This window comes from Butyricicoccus sp. Marseille-Q5471, assembly GCF_951230135.1.
Classification (GTDB): Bacteria; Bacillota; Clostridia; order Oscillospirales; family Butyricicoccaceae; genus Agathobaculum.
This window is the reverse complement of record NZ_CATNVC010000003.1, coordinates 229,984-253,554: the sequence shown is the minus strand read 5'-3', so window position 1 is coordinate 253,554 and position 23,571 is coordinate 229,984. Positions and strand designations below refer to the sequence as shown.

Sequence of the window (23,571 nt, the reverse complement as noted above, 5' to 3'; positions counted from 1 at the left end):
TTCTGATTGATGGTTTTTTGGTGCGGGTAACAGGACTTGAACCTGCACGTCTTGCAACACCAGAACCTAAATCTGGCGCGTCTGCCAATTCCGCCATACCCGCATGCAGTTATAGTATACCCTGATGGCAAGGGTCTTGTCAATGCATGATGAAAATGAGCGGGAATTTCTTTAAATTGTTATATCCAATAATGGGGCTTTGTGATATACTAAATCTGTATAAGTGTTTGTCAAAACCGAGAAACGGGAGCTCAAATGAAACCCTTTAAATATCTTTGTTTGCTGCTTGCGATGCTGAGCGTGCTTTCCGGCTGCACCTTCCCCTCGGGCGACGATTTGCTCGCCGCACCGCAGGCTTCTGCAAACTACAAATCGCTTGAAGAAGAACTGAAAAAAATCCAGGCGACGCAGAACTATACCGCACCCATCGGCGGTCAAAACCGCTCAACCGTACAGCTTGCCGATTTGGACGGCGACGGGGTGGACGAGGCGATTTCCTTTTTTGCCAGCAACCCGGGCGCGGGCGGCAGCCAGTTCAGCGTCTACATTCATAAAAAGCAGGATGAGGCTTACGTGACCACCGGCTCAATCGTCGGCGCGGGCGTGGCGATTCAGTCGGTCGAGTATCCGGTCATTGCGCCGGACGGCCGCCGCGGCATCGTCATCGCATGGAAGCAGTCGACCGAGGGAACAGGCGCGCTGAGCGTGTGCACCCTAAACGAGGAGGGCGCACCCAAGGTGCTGCTCGAAACTGAATACACCGCAATGGAGCTGGCCGATTTGGACGGCGACGGCGCACAGGATTTGCTGCTGCTCGGCGCGGACGAATCCGGCAAGCGTGCGGCGCGGCTGTATCAATATCAGCGGGGCGAGCTGGTGCTTGCCGGCACTGCGCCGACCAATGCGGAGGCGGTCAGCGTGATGAGCATGACCGGCGGCCGCGTGGCAAACCATACCCCCGCCGTCTTTGCGGAGGAGAAAACCGAAAGCGGCGTCGGCCTGATGACCGATATTTTCGTCTTCAGCGACGGACAGCTGCATAATATCACGCTCGACGGCGAAGCCGCGGCAACCTTCGGTACGTATCGGCCGGTTTCGGTCTATGCGCGCGACATCAACGCCGACGGCATCACCGAGCTGCCTCGCGCCACACTGATGGCGGGTTATGAAAATGCCGCCGCGGCGGACGCGCTCTTCATGCTTGATTGGTATGTCTATGGGCCGGCCAGCCAGCCGCAGCGCGTCATGACCACGTACCAGAACGTGTCGGAGGAATGGCAGTTTACCATCGACAACGCATGGCACGACCAGATTACCGCCGTCAAATCGAGCGAAAGCGGCCTGACCGCCGTGCATTTTTCGCAGTATGTCAATGCAAATCAAAGCCTGCCGCTCTTTTCGATTTACTGTGCGACCGGCACGCTGCGTGACACCTACGCCTCGCGCGAGAATGTCATTCAGCTGGCGGAAACCGATAAGGCTGTCTTTTTCGCCCGCATTGATGATGTGAGCGGACAGGCCGGCATCCGAATCGACGAATCGGGAATTCGCGCACGATTCAAACTGATTGCAACATCGTGGAACACATGACCCCGTTTTTTCGGGGATGGATTGATAAATAATAGGAGGAACAAAAATGAAACGCAAGATCCTGGTACTCGAAGATGAAGAAAATATCCGTTCCTTTTTGGTTTTAAACTTAAAGCGTTCGGGTTATGAGGTCATCGAGGCAGAGACCGGCGAGCAGGCGCTTGAGCAATATCATGCAAATCAGGACATCGCAGTCGCCGTGCTGGACGTGATGCTGCCCGGCATTGACGGTTACGAGGTCTGCCGTGCGATGCGCGCCGCGGGGTATGCGGCGGGCGTTATCATGCTGACGGCACGCACGCAGGAGGCCGACAAGGTGACCGGGCTGATGAACGGTGCGGACGATTATGTGACCAAGCCCTTCTCGGTGATTGAGCTGGCCGCCCGTGTGGACGCGCTGTACCGCCGTGTTTCGGGTTCGCCCTTCTCGGAGGAGGACGTGATTAAGTCCGGCCCGTTCAAGCTCAACCTGCGCGCACGTGAGGTGCTGAAAAACGGCATTAAAATCGAGCTGACGCAGATTGAATACGGCCTGTTGAAGGCGTTTATGGAGAACATCGGCAAGGCGCTCAGCCGCGATGATTTGCTTGAAATGGTGTGGGGACACCACTATGTGGGCGAACTGAAGATTGTTGACGTGAACATCCGCCGTCTGCGCATCAAGATTGAGGACGATCCGGCCGATCCGAGCCACATCGTCACCGTGCGCGGGTATGGGTATATGTGGGAAGGATAAATAGTTCCAGGGGGAATCCAATTCCCCCTGGATACGCAGGGCGGTTCCGAAGAAACCACCCTGCGATACCCCCAGGACGCCGCCCGAGGCGGCTGGGTCGGGGTATAAAAAGTCAGGCGCATGTCCTGACTTTTTATGAAAACCGCGGGGCGGTTTCCTATTTTATGCGCGCGGCGCGCGGGGAAGGCACGAACCTATGAACAAGCACAACAACAAAAAAAAGCCTGATACGCAGACCGAAATTAAGGTACAGCACTCGCCCGGCGGCATTAAGGGCCGCTGGATGATGAATTCACTCAGCTTTGTGCTGGTCATTCTGGCGACGGTGCTGATTTTGGTGTCGGTGGGCGTGTCGGGCTATTATTATGCGGCAATCCGCGATAATCTGGTGCGCCGCGCCACCGGCTTGTCCAGTGAGTTCCAAAAGGACTGGACGGAAAACTACGACCAGTTCTACGCCCGCGCCGAAAACACCGTGCTCGATTATGCGGGCAAGGAAAAGGTTGAGCTGCAATTTTTAAACCGCTACAACCGCATCATGCTGTCCACCTCGGGGCTGACCTCGGGCGGCGCTCCCTCCACGGAGGATGCGTCGCAGGCGCTGACCGACCAGAAAACCGCAATTTTCACCGGCCGCGATCCGCTCTCCGAAGAGCGCGTGATGAGCGTCTCGACCCCGCTTTTCTCCGAAAACGGCGACTTGATCGGCGGTGTGCGCATTATTTCCTCGCTCCATATCGCGGAGCGGCAGATTTGGTTCATCATCGGCTTGACCTCGCTGTGCAGTCTGGGTTTTCTCATTCTGGTCGTGGCGAGCAACAACTATTTCATCAAATCCATCGTCGGCCCCGTGCTCAAAATCAACACCATCGCCAAGGAAATTGCGGACGGCCGCTACGGCGTGCGCCTGCAAAAAACCTATGACGACGAAATTGGCGAGCTGTGCGACACGATTAACTACATGTCCGACGAGATTTCCCGCGCCGAGCGCATGAAAAACGACTTTATCTCCTCGGTTTCGCATGAGCTGCGCACGCCGCTGACCGCCATCGGCGGCTGGAGCGAAACGCTCATCGCGGGCGGCGGCGAGGACCCGGAGGAGGTCATGCAGGGTCTGACCATCATCCAGAAGGAGGCCAACCGCCTGACCCGCATGGTGGAGGAGCTTTTGGACTTTGCGCGTATCGAATCCGGCCGGATGAAGCTGGAAATTGAGCTGTTTGACCTGTCGATTGAGCTGTACGAAGCCGTTTATATGTATGAAAACCTGCTGCAGCGCACCGGCATGCGCCTGACCTATGACGAGGACGAGCATGATAGCTACTTCGTCAGCGGCGACCGACATCGTATGAAGCAGGTGTTCCTCAACATTCTCGACAACGCCGCCAAGTACGGCGCGGACGGCAACCGCATCGACATCACGCTGTGCCGCGAGGCGGGCAAGGTGCTGGTCAGTGTGCGCGACTACGGCGCAGGCATTCCCGAAGCCGAGCTGCCCTTCGTCAAAGAGAAGTTTTATAAGGGTTCGAGCAAGCGGCGCGGCAGCGGCATCGGCCTTGCCGTCACCGACGAAATCGTAAACCTGCACGGCGGCTCGCTGACGATTGACTCGAAGGTAGGCGAGGGCACGACCGTGACCATCGCGCTGCCTGTGGCCGATACGCAGACCATCGCAAAGCCGTCCGAAACGGAAGGAGAAGCATAACCCATGTCAAATAAAAAAACCACGATCGGTGGGCAGGCCGTCATCGAAGGCATCGTGATGAAGGGGCCGAACAAATCCTGCACGGTCGTGCGCAAGGCAGACGGCACGCTGGTTGTCACCGAAAAGGAAACCAAGCAGCCGGCTGCCATTTGGAAAAAGCCCGTGCTGCGCGGCGCATACAGCCTGTTCACCGCGATGAAGGACGGCATCGAGGCCATTAACTACTCCGCCTCCTTCTTCGAGGACGAGGAGACCGACGGTCCGCCCTCCAAATTCGAGCTGTGGCTGGAAAAGAAGTTTGGCTCGGAGGGACTCAACAAGTTCATTATGGGTCTGTCAACCGTCATCGGCATTGCGCTGCCGGTCGCGCTGTTCATGCTGCTGCCGAGCTTTCTGGGCGGCCTGCTGCCCGCGGGTGTGGGCGTGCTCGGACGCAATGTGCTCGAGGGCATCGTGCGTATCGTGCTGTTTTTGCTGTTCATGTGGTCGGTGTCGCATATGAAGGATATCCGCCGCACCTTTGAATACCACGGCGCGGAGCACAAGACCATCTTTTGCTACGAAGCGGGCGACGAGCTGACGGTCGAAAACGTCCGTCGTCAGGGTCGGTTCCATCCGCGCTGCGGCACAAGCTTTATGTTCGTGCTGATCATCATCGCAACGATTGTCTCGTCGATCGTGTTTTCGATTGTCGATATCACCAATCCTTTTCTGCGTATGCTGGCGCATCTGGTGCTGCTGCCGCTGGTCGTCGGCCTGTCGTATGAGTGCAACCGCTTTGCCGGCCGTGTGGACAACACATTCACCCGCGCGCTGCGCTGGCCAGGACTGATGATTCAGCGACTGACCGTGTTTGAGCCGGACGATTCGATGATTGAGGTCGCAATCACGGGCATGCAGGCTGTCATTCCGACCGACGGGTCGGATAACTGGTAACAGAAAACGCGCAGGGGGTGAAGGTTTGACCAAGACGATTAATGATGTGTACATGCAGCTATTCAAGCGCTTTAAGGAGGGCGGCTCTCCGCAGCCGTCGCTTGAGGCGCGGGAGCTGACCGCTTATGCGTGCAAGGCGGACAAGCGCAAGACCGCCGACTGGGGGCACTGCTACTTAGACGACGCGACCGTCGACTATGCCAATCTGCTTTGCGACCGTTGTCTGGACGGCGAGCCGCTGGCCTATGTGCTTGGCGAATGGGATTTCTATGGGTTGACCTTCAAGGTCACGCCCGATGTGCTCATCCCGCGGTCGGACACCGAGCGCCTGTGTGAGCTTGCCATCGAGCGGGCGCGGCAGGTGGTTAATCCCCGCGTGCTCGACCTGTGCTGCGGCTCGGGCTGCATCGGCGTGGCGCTCGCGCACGAGGTGGAGGATGCCCACGTGACCGCGGTGGATATTTCGGATGAGGCGCTGCTTGTTTCCCGGGAAAACGCGCGGCGAAACGGGGTGTCCGCCCGCTATGTCGCCCTGCGGGGCGATGTGTGCAGCCGTCCGCAGCACCATCTGGGCGCGTTCGACATCATCGTCTCCAACCCGCCCTACATCACGGCGGACGAAATGCGTGGTCTTGACCCCAGTGTGCGCGATTTTGAGCCGGAACAGGCACTTTTCGGCGGGGAAGACGGTCTGGATTTTTACCGCACCATCTGCTCCAAATGGGGCGAGCTGCTCGTGCCGGGCGGTATGCTGCTGTTTGAGTGCGGCTACCGGCAGGCGGGCGAGGTGGCCGGCATTTTGGAAAACAACCGGTTTGCCGGCATCGGCGTGACCGAGGATTTCTCCGGCGTGCCGCGCATCGTGTACGGCTATACCATTTGAGGAAAAGTGAAATTTGAATGCAGGAAAATTATCGAACAAATTTTCGATTTTTTCTTGCATTTATTTTTTTATACTGCTATAATGAGTGCATCGAACAGAAATGCGAACATGCAGGAGGCAGTGCACATATGGCTAGCAAAAAGCAGCTTGAACCGGTCGCACCGGCAGCAGATAAGAAAAAGGCGCTCGCCGCCGCCCTCGGCCAGCTGGAAAAGCAGTTCGGCGCGGGCGCGGTCATGCGGCTTGGCGAAAACACCGGCATGGCGGTCGAGCATATTCCGACCGGCTCGATCGGACTCGACCTTGCGCTGGGCATCGGCGGCCTGCCGCGCGGCCGTATCATCGAGATTTACGGGCCTGAGTCCTCGGGTAAGACGACGGTCGCCCTGCACGCGGTGGCCGAAGCGCAGCGCCTGGGCGGCGAAGCCGCGTTTATCGACGCAGAGCACGCGCTCGACCCGATTTACGCCAAGGCGCTCGGTGTAGATATCGACTCGCTGCTCGTGTCCCAGCCGGACACAGGTGAGCAGGGTCTGGAGATTGCCGAAGCGCTCGTGCGCTCGGGCGCGATTGACATTGTGGTCATCGACTCGGTCGCAGCGCTCACGCCTCGCGCCGAAATTGAGGGCGAAATGGGCGATTCCTTTGTCGGTCTGCACGCCCGTATGATGAGTCAGGCCATGCGTAAGCTGGCAGGCTCGATTGCAAAGTCCAACTGCGTGGCGATTTTCATCAACCAGCTGCGTGAAAAGGTCGGCGTCATTTACGGCAGCCCTGAGGTCACGACCGGCGGCCGTGCACTCAAGTTCTACGCCTCCGTGCGTATCGACGTGCGCCGTACCGAGCACCTCAAGAACGGCACCGAGCTGATCGGCAGCCACACGCGCTGCAAGGTGGTCAAGAACAAGGTTGCGCCCCCGTTTAAGGAGGCCGAGTTCGACATCATGTACGGCGAGGGTATCTCCCGCACGAGCGAGCTGGTCGATCTGGGCGTGCGCTATGGCATGGTGCAGAAATCGGGCGCGTGGTTCTCAATGGGGGACATGCGTCTGGGACAGGGCCGCGACGCTGCCAAGCAGTATTTTAAGGATCATCCGGACGAAGCGGACGAGCTGCAGCAGCGCATCATGGACGCTGTTGAGGAGGAGCGCCGCAAGGCCGTTCAGCTCAAGGCCTCCAAGGGCATGGAAACAGCCAAGCCCGCCGCCGCACCGGCAGCACCCAAGGCGTCCGCCGCCAAGGCCGTGTCGATTGACGCGGACGATTTTGACGACGTAGACGACATCGAATAAGGAAAAAACAGGGCGAAGCACAGCTTTCGCCCTGTCTGTATTTTGCTATGAAGGATTTGGAACAACAATATCGCGACGCGCTCGATTTTGCGGCAAAGCAGCTGTCCTACCGTGCGCTGTCGACCGAGGGACTGCGCAAAAAGCTGCTCGAAAAGGGCTGCACCGAGGACGCGGCCGATTATGCCATCGCGTGGCTGACCGAGCGTGCGCTGCTCAGCGACACGGCCTATGCCGAAAGCGTCGTGCGGTCGTACGCGCGAAAAGGCTACGGTGAAATGCGTATCCGACAGGAGCTGACGCGCCGCGGGGTCGACCGTGAAACGGCGGACGCCGCGATGCAGGCGTTCTCGCCCGACCGGGCACAGCTCTTAGCGCTGCTCGAAAAGCGTCTGCGCGGCGATGTATCCGACCGTAAGGAGATTGACAAAGCGGTTGCCGCACTGCAGCGCCGCGGTTTTTCGTGGCAGGACATCCGCGACGCACTGGCCGAATACGGCGAAAGCCTGCCGGACGTGTGCGACTAAATGCATGTTTTGTGGTGCTGACAAACAGTTCGGGTCATGATATAATGAGTACAATTGAAAAGAATTGTGAATAGGAGAACCAAATGAGCAAAATCGGATTGATTTCCCTCGGCTGCTCGAAAAACCTCGTCGACAGCGAGCATATGCTCGCCCTGCTGCGCGACGCGGGGCACGAAATTACCGAGGATATGAGCGAGGCCGAGGTAGGCATTGTCAACACCTGCGGTTTTATTGAGGCCGCTAAGACCGAAGCGATCGAGACGATTCTCGACACCGCCCAGTTTAAGCAGACCGGCAGCATGAAGGGTCTGATTGTCACCGGATGCCTCGTGCAGCGATATGCGGACGAAATGCGTGCCGAGCTGCCCGAAATTGATGCAATCTGCGGTACCGGCAGCTACGAAAACATTGCGGACGCGGTTTCTGCCGTGCTGCGCGGAGAAAAGCCCGCCTATCTGGGCGATATGGCTGCCGCCGCGCTCGAGGGCGACCGCATGGCGCTCACGCCGTCCTACACCGCCTACTTCAAGATTGCCGAGGGCTGCTCCAACCGCTGTGCCTACTGCATCATCCCCAAGCTGCGCGGCCCCTACCGCTCGCGCGAGCTCAGCGCCCTGCTGGAAGAAGCGAAAAAGCTGTCCGACGCAGGGGTCAAGGAGCTCATCGTTATCGCACAGGATATCACAAAATACGGCATGGATTTGCCCGAACATCGCCGGTTGCTGCCCGAACTGCTGCAAAAGCTGTGCGAAATGGACTTCACGTGGATTCGGCTGCACTACCTCTATCCCGACCAGATTACCGACGAGCTGATTGACGTAATCGCCGTCGAGGATAAGATTGTCAAGTATCTGGACATCCCGCTGCAGCACGTGTCGAGCCGCATTTTGAAGGCCATGCACCGCCCTGGCGGCCGCGCCGAGTTTGAAGCGCTGATTGACAAGCTCCGCACGCGCATCCCCGGACTGGTGCTGCGCACCAGCCTGATCGTTGGTCTGCCTGGCGAAACCGAGGATGAGTTTGCCGAGCTGTGCGAATTTTTGCAGAATACCCGCATTGAGCGCGTCGGTGTGTTTGAATTTTCGCCCGAGGAGGGCACGGAAGCCGCGCTTCTGCCCGACCAGATTGATGCGGAAACCAAGTCAAACCGCCGCCTGATTGTCGAGGAATTGCAGTCCGGCGTGATGGACGACTATAACATCAACCGCCACAACACCGACATGATCGTGCTGACCGAGGGCTTTGACAGCGAGCAGGAGCTTTACTTCGGCCGCACCTACGCCGACTCGGTCGAGGTGGACGGCAAGGTTTGGTTTGAAAGCGAAAGCGAAGTTCGCGCGGGCGATTTCGTCACCGTGCGCATCACCGACAGCCTGGGGGCCGACCTGCTCGGCGTGAAAAAGGAGGACTGACCCATGACCACCGCCAATAAAATCACCATCATCCGCATTCTGATGATTCCGTTTTTCATTTTCTGCGCCATGCAGCCCGGCGCCGGGATGCAGATTGCGGCGCTTGTGCTGTTCTGCGTCGCCTCGTTTACCGACTTTCTGGACGGCTACATTGCCCGAAAATATAATCAGGTCACGGATTTCGGCAAATTTGTCGATCCGCTTGCGGATAAGCTGCTCGTCACTGCGGCACTGCTCCTCTTCATTGAAAATGGCATTTTCCCCGCGTGGATGGTGTTTATCATCCTCGCGCGTGAGTTTATCATCACTTCGCTGCGCATCGTGGCCGCAAACAAGGGTCGCGTGCTTGCCGCAACGTGGACGGGCAAGGTCAAGACCTGCGTGCAGATTGGCGGCATCATCCTGTTATTCCTGTCGCTGATCGTCTTCAACCTGACGCCGCAGGGCATGAATTCTGCACCGCAGCCCATCTGGACTGCCTTGGTGTGGGAGATTGCACCGTGGATTGTGACCATCGTCACCCTGTACTCCGGCTGGGACTACCTCGCCAAGAACTGGGATCTCATCAAGGAGGGCGCAGTCAAGCAGTGACCTGAAACCGACAAGGTTTTGCCTTGACAGTCCCTGAGAAAAGACGTACAATAAACACAAAGAAAGCAGCAAGGAGGCGCTTACCAAGCCCGTTCCTTGCTGCTTTTATTTTGTTTGAAAGGCAGGCGACCCCTGATGCGCACCCTAACCGAGCACACGGCGGCCATCAACACGCGCCTTGCGCGTTACGGCATCCGCTATGGCAAGATTGAAAACCACATGTATTACGAGCAGCGCGCCCCGTTTGACGGACAGCCATGCGTGCTGCCGGCGGACGTTTTTGCGCGGCTTGCGCAGGGCGTGGCGCAGCGCGTGCACGCGCTCAACCTCTTTCTGCAGGATGTTTACGGCGCACAGCATATCCTACGCGCGGGCGTGATTCCGTCCGATTTTGTGCACACATCGGCGGGATTTCTGCCGCAGTGCGCGGGACTTACCAAGGATGGGTTCCTTGCCGCCGCAGCGGTCGATGTGGTGCGCGGCGCGGACGGCGTATGGTATGCGCTGAGCGACCGCACCGCTGCACCCGCGGGCATGGTCTATCCGCTGGTCACGCGCGAGCTTGCGCGGATGGACTGCGACCTCACCGGCGTGGCGGACATCAGCCGTCTGGGGCAGTGGCTGGCGCAGTCGGTTGCGCGGCAGAACGCAGGCGGCGCGGCGGTCGTGCTCACGCCCGGACGGAGCGACCCGCGTTGGTTTGAGCACCATGTGCTGGCCGAGCGGATGGGTGTGCCGCTCGTGTCGGCGGACGATCTTTTCGTGGAGGACGATGTGCTGTTCCGCCGTCTGGAGGGCGGGCAATCCGAACGAGTCGGCGCCGTGCTGCGCCGCGTACCGGACGCCCTGCTCGACCCGCGCGTCCTTTCGCCGGACAGTACATGCGGCGTACCCGGCCTGCTTGGAGCCTGCCGCGCGGGAAATGTGCGCGTGCTGAATGCGCCGGGCAGCGGCCTTGCCGAGGACGGCGGGCTGTATCATTTTGTGCCACGCATCATTGAATATTACCTGCATGAAACACAGATTCTGCCCAATATACCAACTTTTCTGCCGTATTACGAGAGCGAGCGCAAGTACATCATCGACCACCTGTCGGACCTGATTGTTGAGGATGTCGAGGGCGGCTACGGCACGGTGGACGGCGCGGGGCTAAACGCCGAGCAGCTGACCAGTCTGCGCCGCACGCTGATTTCGCAGTCGCGCCGGTTTGTCGCGCGCCGTAAGGTGACGCTCGCCTCGCTGACGACCGAGGACGGCGCGGCCGAGCAGCTGGGCACGCGTCTGTTTGCCGTTGCAGGGGAGCAGGGGCCGTGCGTCTGGCCGGGTGGTTTGACGCGCTTTGCCCGCGACGGACACGAAGGCTTTCAGGACACGTGGGTCATGCAGAACGCATAACAACAGTTCCGTAAAACGGCCGCGCAGACGCACGGTACACATAAAAAAGTCAGGCACAATGCCTGACTTTTTGTTGTCTGTTTTCGCGGTGCGGAACTATACTTGAATCAGATATACTTAATGCCCTACGTGGTCTTTCCCTGCCGAAACTGAACGGGCAGCACGAAGTCATCCTGTGCAAGCGGCACGCATTCAATGCGCTCGAGCAGCACATCCACCGCACAGGCCGCCATCGCCCGCTCATCCTGCCGCGCGTGGGTGAACGTGTATCCGGTCGGGGCAAGGTAATCCTCGTCGATGCAGCAGACGCGCAGTCCGTCTCGTCCGAGCGTCACGCCCGCCTGCTCGGCCGCATGGGTCAGGCAGGAGACAATGCCATATTCGGTGGTGATTACCGCATCCAACTGCGCGGCGTTTTCGGTTAAATAGGCGCGCATTTCCTCGATAATCCCATGATCGGGCGCATTTTCGGCCAAATCCTGCGACACATGCACATAGCAGGGGGGACATTGGGGCAGACCGAGCCGGTCAATTTCATCAAAAAAGCCATCCCGCCGCTCGGTGAGTGAGGTGGTTTCGCCTGCATCCAGCGAAATCAGGCCGATGCGCCTGCAGCCGCGCTCGTGCAGATGGCGCACCAACATCGCGGTCGCGCCCGCGTTATCCGACCGTACCGAGGGCACCGGAATGCCCTCCAGCTTTTTGTCGACCAATACAATGGGGAAATTGTCGATAATCAGCCGCAGCAGCGTGGTGTTATAATGATTGCCGTGACAGGGCATGATGATGAGACCGACCACACCCAGCGACAGCAGGAAGGACAGCTCCTCTGTTTCGCGGTCGCGGTCGCCATAGGAATAGCGCACGCAGAGCTTATAGCCATGCTCGGAGAGCAAACGGTCGACCGTATAGAGCAAATCAAGGCCAAAGGGTGTGGAAACGTGCTCTAAAATCATGCCGATCAGCCGCGGATTGTACGGTCGGGGCGCACTGGCCGCCGCATCCACGACGGCAGAACCGCGCACAAAGGTGCCCTTGCCCGGCACGCGGCGGACCAAGCCTTCCTCCGCAAGCATGGAAAAGGCCTTTTTGATGGTGATTGCGCTCACACCGAACCGCGCCCGCGTTTCGCTTTCGGGCGGCAGCTTGCTCCCTTCGGGCAGCACACCGGTCTCTATTTCGTTTTTGATGGTCTCGTACAGCTGTTTGTACAGGAATTTATTATCCCCCATAGGACAAACCTCGCATTAAATATGTTAAATATATTATTTAATCTTTTTGCCCATTTGTCAATTGGTGAACCTGACAGAAGTGAGCCTTGGTTTCGCACATCCTTGTGCAGGACGCGCGAAGCCATGAATTTCTTGCGAAATGCGTGAAATAGGGGTATACTATCTCTATCTGGGATTCTTTATAAGGAGAAAATGCCGATGAAAGACGGATTTATCAAAGCGGCGGCGGCCACACCTGCTCTGCGCGTGGCGGACTGCGCTTATAATGCGCAGGAAATTGCAAATCAGGCGCGGTTAGCGGCCGAAAAGGGCGCACAGATTGTTGTGTTTCCCGAGCTTTGCCTGACGGGCTACACCTGCGGCGACCTGTTTTTGCAGGAAACGCTGCTGATGGGCGCGGTGGACGCGCTTGATACGGTGTGCAGCGAAACAGCCGAGCTGCCGCTGATTGCGGTCGTCGGACTGCCGGTGCGCAGCCGCGGTAAGCTGTATAACTGTGCGGCCGTGCTGTGCGGCGGCGAGGTGCTCGGCCTTGTACCCAAGCAGTACCTGCCCAATTATTCCGAGTTTTACGAGCAGCGCCACTTCGTTTCCGGACGTGAGATGGAGGCGTGCACGGTCACACTGTACGGCCGCAGCGCGGTCATTGCGGATGTGTCGCTCGCGTGCGACCAGTTGTTTGCCTGCGAGGACTTTCCGGAGCTGACGCTCGGTGTGGAAATCTGTGAGGATTTGTGGATTGCGACGCCGCCGTCGACCAAGCTTGCGCAGATGGGCGCAACGGTGATTGCCAACCTGTCGGCCTCGGACGAAATCGTCGGCAAGGCCGCTTATCGACGTGATTTGGTGAAGAGCCAGTCCGGCCGCCTGCTGTGCGCCTATGTGTACGCGGACGCGGGCTTCGGCGAGTCGACGCAGGATCTGGTCTTTGCCGGACACGACATGATTGCCGAAAACGGCACGCTGCTGCGCGAAAGCGGCCTGTTCGAGAGCGGCATCATCTACGCCGACCTCGATTTACAGCGCCTGCTGCACGAGCGTCAGCGTATGAACACCTTTGAAACCGTGGATGAGGGCTGGCGCATCGGATTTTCCCTGCCCGCGGTCGAGTGCGACCTGACCGACCGCTTGTTCCCGCGCATGCCCTTCGTGCCGTCCGACAAGGCGCGGCGTGACGAGCGGTGCGAGGAGATCCTCACCCTGCAGGCCACCGGCCTTGCCACCCGCCTCAGGCACACGCACGCGAAAAGCGCGATTATCGGCCTGTCGGGCGGACTCGACTCCACGCTTGCGCTCATCGTCATGGTGCACGCGTTTGACATGCTCGGGCTTGACCGCAAGGGCATCCGCGCGGTGACCATGCCCTGCTTCGGCACGACTGCCCGCACCAAGGGCAACGCCGAAAAGCTGGCCGACGCCTACGGTGTGACCCTGCAGACGGTTGATATCAAGGCCGCGGTCGATCAGCACTTCAGCGACATTGAGCAGTCCAAGGACGAGCACAGCGTCACCTATGAAAACGGTCAGGCGCGTATGCGCACACTGGTGCTGATGAACCTTGCCAACAAGCACGGCGGCATGGTGGTCGGCACGGGCGACCTGTCCGAGCTTGCGCTCGGCTGGGCGACCTACAACGGCGACCATATGTCGATGTACGGCGTAAACAGCTCGATTCCCAAGACGCTGGTGCGCCATTTGACCGCATACGAGGCAGAGCGGACGGAGGGCGAGCTGTCCGCCGTGCTGCGCGACGTGCTCGATACCCCGGTGTCACCCGAGCTGCTGCCGCCCAAGGACGGCGAAATCAGCCAGTGCACCGAGGAGCTGGTCGGTCCCTACGAGCTGCACGACTTTTTCCTGTACTATCTGTTGCGCTTCGGCTACCCGCCGCGCAAGGTGTTCCGCGTTGCAAAACGCGCGTTTGACGGCGTTTATGAGCCGGAAATCATCAAGCAGTGGCTGCTTGTCTTCCTGCGCCGCTTTTTCAGCCAGCAGTTCAAGCGTTCCTGCCTGCCGGACGGCCCGAAGGTCGGCTCGATCACTCTTTCGCCCCGCGGTGACTGGCGCATGCCGACCGATGCCTGTGCGGCACTGTGGCTCGACGAGGCCGAACGCCTGTAAGGAGAAAGCCATTTTGAAAACGCTCATTCGCAGAATCGCGGCGGTCGCTACCGCCGCGCTGTTCTGCATGAATCTGTATTTTGAGCTGGCGCCGAAATACGCGATCGGCCCGACGTGGAAGTTCGGTTTTGCCGCCGTCTTCGCCGGACTGCTCGCGCTTGCGTTTTTCTGCGGCGTCACACCGGGGCAGAAGCAAAAAAGGATGCACGATTATGTGCTCATTCTGTTCTGGTATTACATTTGGGTGCTCATGAACGTTTTGTTTTTCGACAGCACCTTTGGACGGGGCTTTTCGCTTGATTTGAGCTTCGGCGCGGTCAACTTGGTCCCGTTGCGCACCATTCACGATTATCTTGCGGCCTACGGCTACGGCAATATTTCGCTGTATCTGGTCGTGCTCAACCTCGCGGGCAATCTCGTCGCCTTCGCGCCGATGGGATTTTTCCTGCCCGCGCTGTTTCGCTGGCAGCGCAGCATTTTCTTTTTCACCGCAACGCTGACGCTCGCCATCACGGCGGTCGAGGTTTCGCAGGTCTATTCGGGCACAGGCTCGTGCGATGTGGACGATTTGATTTTGAATCTCGCGGGCGCGCTCGTCGTGTACATTTTCTGCCGCATTCCGCCTTTGTGGCGAAACGTGTGCCGGATTACACCAAAAAAGGGAGATTGACACCATGTTTGAAACGGTTTTGATTGCAGGCCTCGGCCTGATGGGCGGCTCGATGGCGGGCGCGGTCAAGCGGCACACGGATTGCCGCGTGCTGGGCTGGAACCGCACGCGCGAAACGGCCGAGCGCGCCAAGGCGGACGGCATCATTGACGCGGTCGCGGCCGAAGCGCTCTACGGCGAGGCCGACCTCATCATCATCGGCCTGTATCCGCAGGCGACGGTCGACTGGCTGCTGGACGCGATGCCAAGGCTCAAAAAGGGCTGCGTGATCGTCGACATGGTCGGCGTCAAAACATTTATGGTCGACCGCTTGGAGCAGGCCGCCATTGACCATGGCGTGCACTTTGTCGGCGGGCATCCGATGGCGGGACGCGAGTTTTCCGGCCTTGACTACGCGATGCCGACGCTGTTTGACGGCGCGAGCATGATTTTTGTGCCAAACCGGAGCAGCGATGAGGGTGTTTTGCAGGCGCTGGAAGCGTTTTTTCTGTCGCTCGGCTTCGGCCAGACCGTGCGCTGCACCGCCGAGCAGCATGACCGCATGATTGCCTTCACTTCGCAGCTGGCGCACGTTGTCTCCTCGGCGTATATCAAAAGCCCCGAGGCCGATCAGCACAACGGCTATTCGGCGGGCTCGTACCGCGATTTAACGCGCGTTGCAAAGCTCAACGAAACCATGTGGAGCGAGCTGTTCCTCTGCAACGCCGAGCCGCTTGCGCGCGAGATTGACGAAATCATCGCGCATCTCGACGAATACCGCCGCGTCATCCGCGCGGGCGACCGTGAAGCGCTCACCGCGCTGCTGCGGGACGGCCGCGAACGCAAAGAGCGTCTGGGATAATAAAATAACGAGAAAAGCACCGCGAAACCCTCGGGTTTCGCGGTGCTTTGTTTTGCAAAAATCAGCAGGCCGCATCGGTCTTGCGCTGCTGTTTGAACTGATACATTTGCTTGTCTGCCGCCGCGATGGCGCTCGCGGGGTCGGAGTGTGCACGGTCATAGTGTGCATATCCGAGAGAGACCAGCGGAAGCCGATAATCTGCCGCCCGTTCTCGGATAATCAGCTTCAAAAACCGCCGGATACCGGCCTGCACGGTGTCCTCGTCATGTCCGGGAATGATAACGCAGAATTCATCACCGCCAATGCGGTAGCAGCGACCCAAGGCGGAAAATGCATCGAGAATACAGGTGGAGACGACGGCCAGCGCCTGATCGCCCGCAGGATGACCGTAGGTATCGTTGACCATTTTGAAATCATCCACATCAAAAACTATAATAAACGCAGATTCAGCCAGGTTTTCCAGTGAATTTTCATACATGCGGCGATTAAACAGACGGGTCAAGGGATCAAATTTGAGACTGAGCTCGCAGTAGAATGCATAGTAGATTAGGAATGACATCGTCGCGCAGGCCCATGTTAAATAAATCTGCGGAAACAGCAGCTGCACCGAGGTACCCACTACGAAGAACACACAAATCAGCAGCAACGTCGAGCCGGATTTGTCCTGATATCGGTGGACGGCATCGCGCGTTTCGGTCGCAATCCAGATAATGCTCAAAAAGTAGGCGCCGAGAAAGACAAAAAAGAGCGGCCCGCGGGAGTAGACGTTGGCGTCGCTCACTCGAAAAATCAGTCCGTATCGCACCGAAAGCAGGCAGAGCAGGGCATTAAGTGCAGCGGGAATCAACAAAAATTGATTGCGATTGCCTCGTTTCTCACCAACGGCAAAGCTGATGAGCAACGGAATGAGCGGTGTTACGCCAAAGCCGATGACGTTAAACAGCTTGTGCAGCAGCACGTATGGCTTGCTCGCCGCGGCGCAGTGCAGCGTCCCGATTTCGGACACAATGGCCGCAATGGTAAGGCTGATTGCCATCATAAAAAAACGGCTGGAGCGCTTGGGAAGCACGCTGCTGCTCGCAATCATGTGAAGCACAAGTGCCATCACCGTAATATTAAGTAGGGCAAGCGCGGTGTAATTTCGTAGCATATCCTTCTCCACTGTAAGAAATTCCATATTTATAATAATCATAGCACAGGTTTCCCGAATAATCAAATGAGGGGACAAGGGCGAGATGCACGGAAATCCAAGCTCACAATCGTTATATTATATAAGAACGGCCAAAACAAAAAAATGTGACAAAAAAAGGCGAACAGCCGTGTAGCTGCTCGCCTGCAATGTGTTTTTATTCAAATTCCAGTGTATAAGCCAGCGTGTCGCACACGTTCGGCTGTAAAAGACGCACACCGTGCTTGTTTGCAAGCTCTGTGTCGAGATAGGCGCAGTCAGGCAGCGCACTCCACGGCTCGAGGCACACATAATTGCCCTTGCGCGGCGAATAGCGGCTCCAAACGCCAAGATACGGAAAGCCTGCGAAAGACAGTGTAACTTTTTCCGCGCTCTTGCGGCTGCCAAGCGTGACGGTGGATGCCGGTAGGTTTTCTAATATCAGCGCATCAAGCGCGAACACCTCCGGGGTCAAATACAGCCGTTCTGCATCAAGCGGCACTTCGCGCGTCTGGTCGAGCAGCATCAGGTTTTCGTCAGAACAGCGAGTGTGCAGCACGGTGCTGCCTGGGAATTCGACATAATAATCCTCCATGCGCTCGCCCGGATGCAGCGCGGTGCACAGGCCATCGTGTCCACCCAGTTCAAAGGGCATGACGGACGCAGAGCAGTTGTACACGGTGCATGTCTTGGTAAGGCGCGGCCCGTCGAGCGCAAAGCACACGGTGAGCACAAAGTCAAACGGATAACAGGCGCGGGTATCCGCGTCGCTTTCCAGCGTGAAGGTGATGGAGTTCTCGCGCTGCCCGGTGACAGAAAACCGTTTTGCGCCCGCAAAACCGTGAATCGGCATGCGGTAAGGTGTGCCGTCGAGCGAATAGGTTTCGTTTTTGAGCCGTGCAATGACCGGAAACAGCAACGGTGCATGCGCATCCCAAACTGCAGGGTCGGCCTGCCACAGCCGCTCGAGGCCGTTCCGGTCGCGGATGCTGTGCAGTTCTGCACCGATATCGCAGATTTGTACGTGTAAATAAGGATTTTGAATGGAATGCAGCATAATTACTCCTCGTTTTGGCTCAGAATATGCCAAACTGCCTTGGCCGCACCGTCGGAGCTGTTGTCGGCTGTGACGAAGTCGGCACAGGCCTGCACGGCGGCGGGGGCATTGCCCATGGCGACCGCGAAACCGGCCGCGTTGAGCATGCTCAGGTCGTTTTCGTTGTCCCCGATTGCGGCGCATTCGTCCGTCATCAGGCCGAGCTGCTCACACAGATGCAAAAGTGCCGTGCCCTTGTCCGTTCCCGCGGGTAAAACCTCGAAATTGTCCTCACCCGAACTGGTTAGCGTGATGCCGGGCAGCGAAACGAGCGAAGCGCGCACGTTGGCGAGCATGCTCTCCTCGCCGCAGGCAAGCAGCTTGCAAATCGGCGCATGCGAGTTGCGGGCATGCGCGGCAAGGTCGGGCACAATGACGAGCGCCTCCGGACGGCCGATGTAGCCGTTGTCTCCGGCGAACAATCGGTCGCGGGCGGAAGCGGTCGTCACAATCTGGCCGTTGGCATAGTACATGACCGCAAGGCCGTGCGCCGCCGAACAATCGAGCGCAGCGTAGGCGCTTTCGGGCGGCATAGTCCAGTTTTGGAGGATGTGCAGTGTGCTGCGGTCGGCAATCATCGTGCCGCCCTCACAAATCATGCGGTCCGCGCAGCCGGCGCGTTCGGCAAAGGCTGCGGCTTCGGTCAGACTGCGGCCGCTGCACACGGTGACAAGCACGCCCTGCGCCTGTGCGGCGGCGATAGCACGCACATTCTCCGCGCTGATTTGCTTGCGGTGGTCAAGCAGCGTGCCGTCCAGATCAACAGCAATCAATCGAATCATCGCAGCCGCTCCATAACCGCCTGCAGCGTGGGCATCGCCGGAATCGCGCCGCGCTTTTCCACGCACAAACTGGCAGCGGCGCAGGCAAATCGTGCGAAGTCTGCGGCTTCGTCGAGGCTGATTTCCTCGGGGTACTTGCTGCATTCGCTGAGCATGCTCAGGAATGCGCCCCAAAATGCGTCGCCCGCGCCCGTCGTGTCAACGACCGTTTCGCAGGCAAAACCGGGCACGGTTTGCACGCCATCCTTGGTGCAGACAAGCGCACCCTCCGCGCCGAGCGTGACCACAACGAGCGGAATACCGCCCGCAACCAGGTGCTTCGCCGCCTGCGCCGGGTCGGCGAGGCTGGTGAGCAGCTCGCACTCGTTGTCCGACAGCTTCATCACGTCGGTCAGCGGCAGCAGCGAGCGCATGTGATCAATTGCGGTCTGTACATCGGGCCAGAGCAGTGCGCGGTAGTTGGGGTCGTAGGAGAGGACCACGCCCGCCGCCTTTGCCGCGCGAATGGCAGAAAAGGTTGCGCTGCGGGCGGGTTCATCGGTCAAAGAGAGCGAACCGACATGGAAAATGTTCGTGTTTTGCAGCAGCTCCATGTCCAAATCAGCATCACAGAGCAGCGTGTCCGCGCCCGGCTTGCGGGCAAAGGAGAAATCGCGCTCGCCCGACTCGGTCAGGCTAACGAAGGCAAGCGTGGTGAACGCTTCGTCGGTCTGCATCACGCCGCGCGTGTCAATTTGTGCATTTTGCAGGGTTTCCAGCAGGAAATCACCATGCATATCACGGCCGACCTTGCCGATGAAAGCGGTCTTTTTGCCGAGCTTGGCCAGCGCCGCGAGCACATTTGCCGGCGCACCGCCCGGATTTTGCTCAAATAGGCGCATACCGGACGCCGAACGACCTGCGGGCGTGAAGTCGATCAGCGTTTCGCCGAGCGCGACAACGTCGTATCTCATAGCGTGCGATCCTGCGCGGCGTTGATGGCCGGATCGGTGTAGATGTCGAACTCGTCGCGGCTGCAGGTGGAGAATTCGGAAACCACGCAGCCCTCGGGGCCGGACTGGAACCAGTGCATGGTGTTGGGCATGATGGTGTACTGCTCGCCGGGATTCAGGATGACCTCATGGCGGCAGGTGAAGTACTGCGGACGGCTCTGGGGCGGTACGGCCTTCATGGTCTCGTCGGTCACGTTGGGCGCACCGTCGACATACAGGAACACCTGACCCGAGCGGCAGCGGAAGGTCTCTTCCTTGCCGATTTCGCCGCATACGGGCGGATGGCGGTGCTCCGGGCAGGTCTGACCGGGCAGCAGCACCAGCTCCTTGGCGCAGCAGCGGGCGGTGTTGACGTACTCAATCAATTCAAGTCCGATTTCATCGACGCAGCCGAGGTCGTATTCAGCGACCTGAAACTTCTCCCACTCCTCGTCGGTGACGGCAATTTTGGCGTTCTCGAAATAGGGCTTGCAGGCGGCCTTCAGGCGGTCGTAATCGGTTTTGTTCAGCATGGGTTTGTCCTCCTTTAATAATGTAAAATCAGTGTTTTGATCTCAAACGGGTGGAATTGCAGGGCATTTTGTTTGAGCGGTGCAAAGACCTCCTCGAGCAGGTTGGACTGCTCGGCGCGTGTGACATAGGGCGCGAGGGTCAGTGCGGCATTCGTGCGGCAGCCCTCGCACTCGTACAGGCGCACGGCGAAGGCGCGTGCGGCAGTCTCGTGCAGAGGCTTGATGGACTCGATGATAATGTTCGGATTTTCTACGCGAAGCGGCGTTTCCGGCAGGGTTTGTGCACCGGAAAAGACAATCGGCGGGTTGTTCAGGCAATACGCCGCACGCACAGTTTCCTCTGCGCAGAGCGCACCGACGTGGGGCAGCAGGGCATAACTGAAGTCGTGCACGCCGCTGTCGCTGCTGTCGTCCGGACGCAGGCCGCCCTTGTGCAGGCTCAGGCGCATGCTGCCGCCGCGCACGGACACGCCGTATTTGCAGTCGCTGAGCATGCTCACGCCGTAGCGCGGCTCGGAAAGGTCGGTGTATTTGTGGCTGCAGGTCTCAAACATCGCCTGCTCGCGTGCATTGTTGCGGGTGGTCGGACGGCGAAGTGCGCCGAACTGAATCTCATGCGTGGAAAAATCGGTGCGGATGTCGGTATCGAACGCCGCCTTGAGGAAGAGATGCTTGTCGTTCCAGTTGCAGCGGCTGTGGAACTCAATAATCGGACGGCGGGCGTAGAACACCACGTCCTGCGTGAGCGTGCTCAGCGCGGTCAGTCGATAGGTGCAGCGGAAGCGGATTTGGCTCTCGCCGGCGCTCACGAGCTCGCGGCGGATAAGCTGCGCGGTCGGGGCGAAGCGATCCTCCATATCGGGGTCGATGTCCCAGTTATCCCACATGTAGGGCACGTCCTCGGCGAGCAGCAGCGTGCCGAGCGGCAGGCCGGAGCGCACTTCGCGGTCGGCTCGCTTGTCGAAAAGTGATGCTAAACCGCCGTTTTCATCCCATATCACGCGATAGAACGGAGTTTCAATCGTGTTTTCGTCCCAAATAAAGTTACCCACAGAGTTTTCCACAGCCTGTGCATAAGTCGGTGGATAAGCACCGAAGGCGGGGAGGGAAAGTCCTTCAACCGCGGTCACAGTGCGGCCGAACACGTCGGTAAAGGTCTGACCGGGCACGTCACCCGATTCAAAATAAACCGTGTCGTCACGCGCAAAGCCCAGCGGATTGAACACCGTATAGCCTGCACCGTCGGCGGCGAGGGTTTCACGCTGCAAATCGCGGACAGACGCAATCATTTCGCCCATTTCAGCGATGCTTTCGGTGTGCGCGCGCTCGATGCACGAGCCGGGCAGGATGTCGTGGAACTGGTTTTTGAGCAGCGTTTCCATGTGCGGACGGATGCGGGCATCGTCCGCGGGCGCATCCTGCTGCACGGCGCGCAGGCAGGTCAGCACCTCCAGATCGTGCAGCGCCTGTTCGCCCTTGCGGTTGTTGCGCTTGATTTGGTGCTTGCTCGTCAGCGTGCCGCGGTGCAGCTCAAGGTAGAGTTCGCCGTGGTGCACGGGCGCGTTTTTGCTCTCGCGCTCGAGCTCCCGCCCGAATTCCTGCACCGAGCAGTGCTCGGTTTTGGGGCAGCCGTCCAGATCGGCTTCACGTTTTGTGTATTCAATGCTCTCAAATTCCGGACCGCCGCCGCCGTCGCCGTAGCCGTAGGCAATCAGCTTGCGGCGCGAAACCGTCTTGTTTTTGATTTCCTGGGTAAAGTTTTCCGCGCCCGCCGTGTAGCGGCTGAGCGTTTCGGGATCGGGATAGCAGTGTGTGGCGTTAAAGTGGGTGAACACGCGTGTGCCGTCGAGTCCCTCCCAGTAGAAGCTGTCATAGGGGAACACGGTCGTGTCGTTCCACGACAGCTTGGTGGTGAAGAAATAGTCCACGCCGCAGCCCTTCATAATCTGCGGGATGGCGGCGGAGTAGCCGAAGGTGTCGGGCAGCCAGAAGTTGTTCGAGCGGAAGCCGAAGTGCTTTTCGGTGTATTTCTGTCCCCAAAGGAACTGCCGCACCATGCTTTCGCCCGAGGTGATGTTGCAATCGCACTCAATCCAGACCGCGCCGCCCGGCTCATAGCGTCCCTCGCGCACCTTCTCGCGAATGCGCTCAAACAGGGCGGGGTAGTGGCGGCGAATCATCTCGCTGTGGCACGAGGAGGACTGGAAAAAGCGAAATTCCGGATATTCCTCCATCAGCGCGAGTGCGTTTGCGTAGGTGCGCGCGCATTTGCGCACGGTTTCATCCACCGGCCAGAGCCATGCGGTGTCCATGTGGCTGTGACCGACGACCGGGGTAATCGGCGCGGAGGCGGCATTTTTGGCCGCAAGCAGCGGGCGCATGATGTCCCGCGCGCGGATCAGACCGTCCTGCCAGTCGGTGTGCTCAAACGGATCGGCAACGCACGCATCGACAACCTCGCACAAGCCGCGCACCACGTCACCGCGGCGGAAGCTGTCCTCCGGCAGGGCGCGGACGAGCGAGCAGAGCACGTGCAGGTCGAACACAAAGCCGGAAACGAGAGGATTTTTGACGCAGACGGCGATTTCCTCGAAGGTGTGGGAGAAATCCTTAAGCCCGGTGTCCTCATAGGGCTGGCAGCCGGGAATGTTGTGTCCCGCGTAGTATTCAAAGGCAAGGTCGAGCGCCGTGCCGGCAGGGGCGCCGGCCGTGATGCGCGCCGCCCAGTGGTTGCCGTGGGTGTCGACCGTGTACTTGGTGGTGAAAATCGCATGGGGCGCACCGTCCAGATAGAGAAAGCCCTCCCAGCCGCCCAGACGGGGCAGCACGTAAAGCGGCTTACCCGCGAGGTGGTCAGGCACGGTGTAGCTGCCGCGCAGCCAGAGCGTCGACCACTCCGCGCCCCATTTGCCGCCGCGGGAAATGGGGGCATAGCCGGTTTCGGGCGGCGCGTACAGGTGCTCCTCGCACGCGAGCGCACCGACCGTTACCTCGCCCACCGGCGTAAAGAGCAAGCGGCCGTACAGGGTTTCAAGCCGCTCGGCCTTGTGCAGCACGCGGGTTAGATGTTTTTCGTTTACCATACTGTACTCC

At 59.0% G+C, this 23,571-nt stretch carries 20 protein-coding genes and 1 tRNA gene; 13 read left to right on the top strand and 8 right to left on the bottom strand.

What is annotated here, in order from left to right; genetic code table 11:
* Positions 1 to 18 precede the first annotated feature (18 nt).
* A tRNA-Leu gene (locus QOX26_RS05740) sits at positions 19 to 103 on the bottom strand.
* 152 nt (positions 104 to 255) lie between these two features.
* On the opposite strand from QOX26_RS05740, the gene QOX26_RS05735 reads away from it, so the two are divergent.
* The 10 genes from QOX26_RS05735 (at position 256) to QOX26_RS05690 (ending at position 11,064) form a co-directional block, all read left to right on the top strand.
* Positions 256 to 1,590: a hypothetical protein gene (locus QOX26_RS05735; RefSeq protein ID WP_283673993.1), complete on the top strand. Its 1,335-nt coding sequence runs from the start codon at positions 256 to 258 to the stop codon at positions 1,588 to 1,590.
* A 46-nt stretch (positions 1,591 to 1,636) separates the two neighbouring features.
* Positions 1,637 to 2,326 carry a response regulator transcription factor gene (locus QOX26_RS05730; RefSeq protein ID WP_283673991.1) on the top strand — a complete coding sequence of 230 codons (690 nt, stop codon included), beginning with the start codon at positions 1,637 to 1,639 and terminating at the stop codon, positions 2,324 to 2,326.
* 196 nt (positions 2,327 to 2,522) lie between these two features.
* Positions 2,523 to 4,031 (top strand): sensor histidine kinase, encoded by a 1,509-nt coding sequence (locus QOX26_RS05725; protein WP_283673989.1) that lies wholly within the window; start codon positions 2,523 to 2,525, stop codon positions 4,029 to 4,031.
* Between the two features lie 3 nt (positions 4,032 to 4,034).
* Positions 4,035 to 4,967, top strand: a complete 933-nt coding sequence (locus tag QOX26_RS05720; RefSeq protein WP_283673988.1) for a DUF1385 domain-containing protein — start codon at positions 4,035 to 4,037, stop codon at positions 4,965 to 4,967.
* A 25-nt stretch (positions 4,968 to 4,992) separates the two neighbouring features.
* A complete protein-coding gene (gene prmC / locus QOX26_RS05715; RefSeq protein WP_283673986.1) occupies positions 4,993 to 5,850 on the top strand; it encodes a peptide chain release factor N(5)-glutamine methyltransferase in 858 nt (285 codons plus the stop codon).
* 128 nt (positions 5,851 to 5,978) lie between these two features.
* Positions 5,979 to 7,142 (top strand): recombinase RecA, encoded by a 1,164-nt coding sequence (recA, locus tag QOX26_RS05710; RefSeq protein WP_283673983.1) that lies wholly within the window; start codon positions 5,979 to 5,981, stop codon positions 7,140 to 7,142.
* A gap of 47 nt (positions 7,143 to 7,189) precedes the next feature.
* Positions 7,190 to 7,666 carry a regulatory protein RecX gene (locus tag QOX26_RS05705; RefSeq protein ID WP_283673982.1) on the top strand — a complete coding sequence of 159 codons (477 nt, stop codon included), beginning with the start codon at positions 7,190 to 7,192 and terminating at the stop codon, positions 7,664 to 7,666.
* Positions 7,667 to 7,749: 83 nt separating this feature from the next.
* Positions 7,750 to 9,078, top strand: a complete 1,329-nt coding sequence (rimO, locus tag QOX26_RS05700) for a 30S ribosomal protein S12 methylthiotransferase RimO (protein WP_283673981.1) — start codon at positions 7,750 to 7,752, stop codon at positions 9,076 to 9,078.
* A 3-nt stretch (positions 9,079 to 9,081) separates the two neighbouring features.
* Positions 9,082 to 9,669 (top strand): CDP-diacylglycerol--glycerol-3-phosphate 3-phosphatidyltransferase, encoded by a 588-nt coding sequence (gene pgsA / locus QOX26_RS05695; RefSeq protein WP_283673979.1) that lies wholly within the window; start codon positions 9,082 to 9,084, stop codon positions 9,667 to 9,669.
* 135 nt (positions 9,670 to 9,804) lie between these two features.
* Positions 9,805 to 11,064: a circularly permuted type 2 ATP-grasp protein gene (locus tag QOX26_RS05690; protein WP_283673978.1), complete on the top strand. Its 1,260-nt coding sequence runs from the start codon at positions 9,805 to 9,807 to the stop codon at positions 11,062 to 11,064.
* 125 nt (positions 11,065 to 11,189) lie between these two features.
* Here the strand turns inward: QOX26_RS05690 and QOX26_RS05685 are convergent, their stop codons facing one another.
* On the bottom strand, positions 11,190 to 12,296 hold the full coding sequence (locus QOX26_RS05685; protein ID WP_283673976.1) for a GntR family transcriptional regulator: 1,107 nt from the start codon (positions 12,294 to 12,296) through the stop codon (positions 11,190 to 11,192).
* Between the two features lie 198 nt (positions 12,297 to 12,494).
* Between QOX26_RS05685 and QOX26_RS05680 the strand changes: the two genes are divergently transcribed.
* The 3 genes from QOX26_RS05680 to QOX26_RS05670 are packed head-to-tail and all read left to right on the top strand — an operon-like array spanning position 12,495 to position 15,928.
* Positions 12,495 to 14,417 (top strand): NAD(+) synthase, encoded by a 1,923-nt coding sequence (locus QOX26_RS05680; RefSeq protein WP_283673974.1) that lies wholly within the window; start codon positions 12,495 to 12,497, stop codon positions 14,415 to 14,417.
* A gap of 13 nt (positions 14,418 to 14,430) precedes the next feature.
* Positions 14,431 to 15,087: a VanZ family protein gene (locus QOX26_RS05675; RefSeq protein WP_283673972.1), complete on the top strand. Its 657-nt coding sequence runs from the start codon at positions 14,431 to 14,433 to the stop codon at positions 15,085 to 15,087.
* A 4-nt stretch (positions 15,088 to 15,091) separates the two neighbouring features.
* Complete coding sequence (locus tag QOX26_RS05670; protein WP_283673971.1) at positions 15,092 to 15,928, top strand: prephenate dehydrogenase; 837 nt, start codon at positions 15,092 to 15,094, stop codon at positions 15,926 to 15,928.
* Positions 15,929 to 15,989: 61 nt separating this feature from the next.
* On the opposite strand, the gene QOX26_RS05665 is transcribed toward QOX26_RS05670, so the two are convergent.
* The 6 genes from QOX26_RS05665 to QOX26_RS05640 form a co-directional block, all read right to left on the bottom strand.
* The gene (locus QOX26_RS05665) at positions 15,990 to 17,105 is read right to left on the bottom strand and encodes a GGDEF domain-containing protein (protein ID WP_283673969.1); all 1,116 of its coding nucleotides are present in this window, start codon (positions 17,103 to 17,105) and stop codon (positions 15,990 to 15,992) included.
* A gap of 169 nt (positions 17,106 to 17,274) precedes the next feature.
* Positions 17,275 to 18,153 carry an aldose 1-epimerase family protein gene (locus tag QOX26_RS05660; RefSeq protein WP_283673968.1) on the bottom strand — a complete coding sequence of 293 codons (879 nt, stop codon included), beginning with the start codon at positions 18,151 to 18,153 and terminating at the stop codon, positions 17,275 to 17,277.
* Between the two features lie 2 nt (positions 18,154 to 18,155).
* Complete coding sequence (locus QOX26_RS05655; protein WP_283673967.1) at positions 18,156 to 18,974, bottom strand: Cof-type HAD-IIB family hydrolase; 819 nt, start codon at positions 18,972 to 18,974, stop codon at positions 18,156 to 18,158.
* A complete protein-coding gene (locus QOX26_RS05650; RefSeq protein ID WP_283673966.1) occupies positions 18,971 to 19,927 on the bottom strand; it encodes a carbohydrate kinase family protein in 957 nt (318 codons plus the stop codon). The genes QOX26_RS05655 and QOX26_RS05650 overlap by 4 nt, the downstream gene beginning before the upstream one ends.
* On the bottom strand, positions 19,924 to 20,478 hold the full coding sequence (locus QOX26_RS05645; RefSeq protein WP_283673965.1) for a D-lyxose/D-mannose family sugar isomerase: 555 nt from the start codon (positions 20,476 to 20,478) through the stop codon (positions 19,924 to 19,926). The genes QOX26_RS05650 and QOX26_RS05645 overlap by 4 nt, the downstream gene beginning before the upstream one ends.
* Before the next feature lie 14 nt (positions 20,479 to 20,492).
* A complete protein-coding gene (locus QOX26_RS05640; RefSeq protein WP_283673964.1) occupies positions 20,493 to 23,561 on the bottom strand; it encodes an alpha-mannosidase in 3,069 nt (1,022 codons plus the stop codon).
* Positions 23,562 to 23,571 lie beyond the last annotated feature (10 nt).

What these genes read in the sequence shown, in the direction of transcription:
- recA (WP_283673983.1), top strand. Translation starts at nt 5,979, where the DNA reads ATGGCTAGCAAAAAGCAGCTTGAACCGGTCGCACCGGCAGCAGATAAG.
- pgsA (WP_283673979.1), top strand. Translation starts at nt 9,082, where the DNA reads ATGACCACCGCCAATAAAATCACCATCATCCGCATTCTGATGATTCCG.
- QOX26_RS05685 (WP_283673976.1), bottom strand. Translation starts at nt 12,296, where the DNA reads ATGGGGGATAATAAATTCCTGTACAAACAGCTGTACGAGACCATCAAA.
- QOX26_RS05705 (WP_283673982.1), top strand. Translation starts at nt 7,190, where the DNA reads ATGAAGGATTTGGAACAACAATATCGCGACGCGCTCGATTTTGCGGCA.
- QOX26_RS05735 (WP_283673993.1), top strand. Translation starts at nt 256, where the DNA reads ATGAAACCCTTTAAATATCTTTGTTTGCTGCTTGCGATGCTGAGCGTG.
- QOX26_RS05690 (WP_283673978.1), top strand. Translation starts at nt 9,805, where the DNA reads ATGCGCACCCTAACCGAGCACACGGCGGCCATCAACACGCGCCTTGCG.
- QOX26_RS05730 (WP_283673991.1), top strand. Translation starts at nt 1,637, where the DNA reads ATGAAACGCAAGATCCTGGTACTCGAAGATGAAGAAAATATCCGTTCC.
- QOX26_RS05645 (WP_283673965.1), bottom strand. Translation starts at nt 20,478, where the DNA reads ATGCTGAACAAAACCGATTACGACCGCCTGAAGGCCGCCTGCAAGCCC.
- QOX26_RS05660 (WP_283673968.1), bottom strand. Translation starts at nt 18,153, where the DNA reads ATGCTGCATTCCATTCAAAATCCTTATTTACACGTACAAATCTGCGAT.
- QOX26_RS05725 (WP_283673989.1), top strand. Translation starts at nt 2,523, where the DNA reads ATGAACAAGCACAACAACAAAAAAAAGCCTGATACGCAGACCGAAATT.
- rimO (WP_283673981.1), top strand. Translation starts at nt 7,750, where the DNA reads ATGAGCAAAATCGGATTGATTTCCCTCGGCTGCTCGAAAAACCTCGTC.
- QOX26_RS05655 (WP_283673967.1), bottom strand. Translation starts at nt 18,974, where the DNA reads ATGATTCGATTGATTGCTGTTGATCTGGACGGCACGCTGCTTGACCAC.
- QOX26_RS05640 (WP_283673964.1), bottom strand. Translation starts at nt 23,561, where the DNA reads ATGGTAAACGAAAAACATCTAACCCGCGTGCTGCACAAGGCCGAGCGG.
- QOX26_RS05680 (WP_283673974.1), top strand. Translation starts at nt 12,495, where the DNA reads ATGAAAGACGGATTTATCAAAGCGGCGGCGGCCACACCTGCTCTGCGC.
- QOX26_RS05665 (WP_283673969.1), bottom strand. Translation starts at nt 17,105, where the DNA reads ATGGAATTTCTTACAGTGGAGAAGGATATGCTACGAAATTACACCGCG.
- QOX26_RS05650 (WP_283673966.1), bottom strand. Translation starts at nt 19,927, where the DNA reads ATGAGATACGACGTTGTCGCGCTCGGCGAAACGCTGATCGACTTCACG.
- QOX26_RS05670 (WP_283673971.1), top strand. Translation starts at nt 15,092, where the DNA reads ATGTTTGAAACGGTTTTGATTGCAGGCCTCGGCCTGATGGGCGGCTCG.
- QOX26_RS05720 (WP_283673988.1), top strand. Translation starts at nt 4,035, where the DNA reads ATGTCAAATAAAAAAACCACGATCGGTGGGCAGGCCGTCATCGAAGGC.